Origin of the sequence: Streptomyces sp. TRM64462 (assembly GCF_013362995.1) — a bacterium.
Lineage (GTDB): Bacteria > Actinomycetota > Actinomycetes > Streptomycetales > Streptomycetaceae > Streptomyces.
Genome location: NZ_JABWDV010000348.1, coordinates 1 through 3,768 on the forward strand (window position 1 = coordinate 1; position 3,768 = coordinate 3,768).

Sequence of the window (3,768 nt, forward strand, 5' to 3'; positions counted from 1 at the left end):
GGACGGTCAGGTTACTGGGCGGCCCGCGCCGCGCGTGATCCGCACGGGCCGATGCTGGTGCCGGGGACGCCGGCGCTGCCGACGCAGACGGTCGACGTACGGGATCTGTCCGCGTGGCTGCTGGACTGCGCGGAGAAGGGCGTCACCGGTACGTACGACGCGGTCGGGCCCGTGGTTCCGTTCGAGGAGTGGATCGCGCTGTCCCGGGCCGCCGGCGGGCACACCGGTCCGGTCGTCACGGCCGCGTCGGCCTGGCTGCTCGCGCAGGGCGTGGCCCAGTACATGGGGGCGGAGTCGCTGCCGATGTGGCTGGTCGAGCCGGGGTGGGAAGGGTGGTCGGCCCGGAGCGGTGCGGCGGCGCGCGCGGCGGGTCTGCGGCACCGGCCGCGGGCGGAGCTGCTGGCCGACACGGTGCGCTGGGAGCGTGAGCAGGGCCTGGACCGGGCGAGGCGTGCCGGGCTCAGCGCCCGGCGCGAGCGTGAACTGCTCGACGCGCTGGGCTGACCGGGCGAGGCGGCGACCCGTGCCCGGTCGGCGCGTGCCCCGACGGCCCCGTGCCCCGGCGGCCGGTGCTCGGTCGCCGCATGCCCGACGGCCCGTGCCCGGCAGCCCGTGACCGGTCGCCTCGTGCCCCGGCGGCCCGTGCCCGGACGGCCCGTGACCGGTCACCTCGTGCCCCGGCGGCCCGTGCCCGGACGGCCCGTGACCGGTCGGCGCGTGCCCCGACGGCCCCGTGCCCGGACGGCCCCGTGTTCGGTGGCGCGTGCGCGGCGGCGTCGCTCCCGGTCAGCGTAGGAGCGGCCCGAGGGTGAGGGGGATCGCCGCGCCGCCGGCGACGCCGAGGGCCAGGGAGGCGGCGCCCGCCGTGTAGGCGGCGCCGGCGGACCAGCGTCCGAGGGCCGCCTGGACCTCGGCGGGCCGGTCGTGCGGCGCGAGCCGGAAGAGCGGGGCGAGCCACCGCAGGTAGTAGAAGAGCGAGGCGACCGTGTTGGCGACGGCGAGCGCGGCGAGCCAGGTGTACCCGCCGTCGACGGCGGCGCTGAAGACCTCCAGCTTCCCGAGGAACACGGCCGTGGGCGGGGTGCCGACGAACCCGAGCAGGCAGACCACCAGGACGGCGGCGAGCCCCGGGTGGCGCCGGGCGAGGCCTCGGTAGTCGTCCAGGGTACGGGCGTGGGGGAGTTCGGTGACCACGGCGAAGGCGCCGAGGTTGGTCAGGGTGTAGGCGGCCAGGTAGAAGAGCAGGCCGCGCTGGGCGAGGTCGCTGCGCGTCGCGACGGCGACGGCCATCAGCAGGTAGCCGACCTGACTGATCGTCGAGTACGCCAGGAGCCGCTTCACGGACGTCTGGAAGAACGCGGCGAGGTTGCCGAGCGTCATCGACGCGGCGGCCACCACGGCGAGCAGCAGCGGCCAGTTGACGGTCTCCCCCGGCAGCGCCTCGTGGACGAGACGGAACGCGGCGATCAGCCCGCCGGTCTTCGGGAGTGTGGTGACGTAGGCCGCGACCGGCGCCGGGACGCCGTCGGTGACGTCGGGAACCCAGAAGTGCGCGGGGACGGCACCGGACTTGAACAGCAGGCCGCCGAGCACGGCGACCAGACCGACGGCCACCAGCGCGTAGGGGGCGGTGGGCAGCGCCGTGTGCAGCGCGGCGTAGCCGGTGGCGCGCCCGGCGCCGTACAGCAGGGCGGTACCGGCGAGCATGGTGGTGCCGAGCAGCGCCCCCATCAGGTAGTACTTCAGGGCCGCTTCGGTGCCGGGCGCGTCCTTGGCGAAGCCGGCCAGGGCGTAGGCGGGGACGCTCGCGAGCAGGTAGCCGGCGAACAGCGTCAGCAGGTCGTTGGCGCCCACCATGGTGAGCGTGCCCGCCGCGGAGAGCAGCAGCAGGACGTAGTACTCGGTCTCGCGCTTGTGGTGGCGCAGCGGTTCCGCGGAGACGGCGAGGACGAGGAGGAGCGCGCCGAGCACGATGAGGCGTCCGGCGCCGGTGGCGCCGTCGACGGCGAAGGCGGCCGAGAACACCGTCTGTTGCCGGCCGGTGGCCATGGTGTGCGCGCTGGCGGCCAGGCCCGTCACGCAGGCCGCGGCCGCCAGGGCGGCGACGGCCCACTGGCGGCGCCGGGGCAGCCAGGACCCGGCGAGCAGACCGACGACGGCGGCGGTGACCAGGGCGCACTCGGGCAGCAGCGCGGCGACGTTCTCGTTGGCCCCGTTCACCGGGCGACCAGTCCCGCCAGGGCGCGCCCGGCCGGTTCGATCACGTCCAGCAGGAGGCGCGGTACGACGCCGATGATGAGGGCCAGGATCAGCAGGGGCACGACGGCGGCGGCCTCACCGCCGGTGAGGTCGCGGAAGCCGCCGGTGCGGGCGGCGGCGCTCGGCAGCCGTAGGGTCCCCAGGAGCATCCGGCGCAGCGCGCGGAGGAACAGGGCGGCGGTGAGCAGGATGCCGGTGAGGGCGACGGCGGTGGCGACTGCCTGGGAGCCGAGGCTGCCGGTGAAGATCTGGAACTCGGCGATGAAGCCGGAGAACCCGGGGATGCCCAGGCTGGCGAACGCGGCGACGGCGGTGACGGCGGCGAACCGCGGTGCCTGGCCGGCCAGCCCGGAGTAGGCGTCGATGGTGTAGGTGCCGCCGCGGTCGTGGAGCACGCCGGTCAGCAGGAACAGGGCGCCGGTGAGGAGCCCGTGACTGACCATCTGGGTGACGGCGCCGGTGACGGCGAGGGAGCGGGCCTGCGCGTCCGTGCCGGCGAGTACGCCCGCGGCGCCGACGGCGAGGATGACGTACCCCATGTGGTTGACGCTGGTGTAGGCGATCATGCGTTTGAAGTCGGTCTGGGCGAGGGCGACCAGCGCCCCGTACACGGCGGAGACGGCGCCGACGACGATGAACACGAGCGCGTGGTCGCGCCAGCTGCCGGGCAGCACGGGCATGGCGACGCGCAGGAACCCGTAGGTGCCCATCTTCAGCAGGATGCCCGCGAGGATCGCGGAGCCGGCGGCGGGCGCGTCGGTGTGGGCGGGCGGCAGCCAGGTGTGGAACGGCACCGTGGGCGTCTTGACGGCGAGTCCGACGCCGATCGCCAGCAGCACGAGCGCCGCGTACGTGCCGCGCCCGGCGAGGGGGTTCGCCGCGGTGAGGTCCACGATGTCGAAGGTGTGCGGGGCGGCGGCGAGGAACAGGCCGATGAAGCCGAGGAGCAGGGCGAGGGACCCGGTGAAGGTGTAGAGGAAGAACTTCAGCGCGGCGGCGCGTCCCCGTTCGCCGTGGCCCCAGCCGGCGATGACGAAGAACATGCCGACGATGGACAGGTCGAAGAAGACGAAGAACAGGATCAGGTCCAGGGCGACGAACAGGCCCACGCACACCGTCTGCAGGAACAGGAACAGGCAGGTGTACGCGCGGACGCGGCGCGTCTCGCGCAGCGCGTGGACGGCGACGGCGAGAAACAGGACGCAGGTGAGGGCGACCAGCGGCAGGGACAGGCCGTCCACGCCGACGTGGTAGCCGACGCCCGCGCCGGGGATCCAGGGGACGCGCTGCTCGTACTGGAAGCCGCCGCCCGGGTCGAACCCGGCCCACAGGGCGACGACCAGGGCCAGGTCGGCGGTGGCGGTCGCGATCCACGCCCCCGTGCAGACGCGGTCGGACAGGGGGCGCGGCCACAGCCACAGCACGGCGCAGGCCAGCAGCGGCAGGAACGTGACGAGGGTCAGCACGGGTCACCTCACCAGCAGCAGGATCAGGGTCAACACCGCGAAG

2 protein-coding genes and 1 pseudogene are annotated in these 3,768 nt (G+C 74.7%); 1 reads left to right on the plus strand and 2 read right to left on the minus strand.

Annotated elements, in window-relative coordinates:
• Positions 1 to 504 (plus strand): annotated as a pseudogene (locus HTZ82_RS18745) (oxidoreductase); the annotation flags it as partial.
• Positions 505 to 786: 282 nt separating this feature from the next.
• Here the strand turns inward: HTZ82_RS18745 and HTZ82_RS18750 are convergent.
• Positions 787 to 2,220 carry an NADH-quinone oxidoreductase subunit N gene (locus HTZ82_RS18750; RefSeq protein WP_175410568.1) on the minus strand — a complete coding sequence of 478 codons (1,434 nt, stop codon included), beginning with the start codon at positions 2,218 to 2,220 and terminating at the stop codon, positions 787 to 789.
• The gene (locus HTZ82_RS18755) at positions 2,217 to 3,725 is read right to left on the minus strand and encodes a NuoM family protein (protein WP_175410569.1); all 1,509 of its coding nucleotides are present in this window, start codon (positions 3,723 to 3,725) and stop codon (positions 2,217 to 2,219) included. The genes HTZ82_RS18750 and HTZ82_RS18755 overlap by 4 nt, the downstream gene beginning before the upstream one ends.
• Between the last annotated feature and the right edge of the window lie 43 nt (positions 3,726 to 3,768).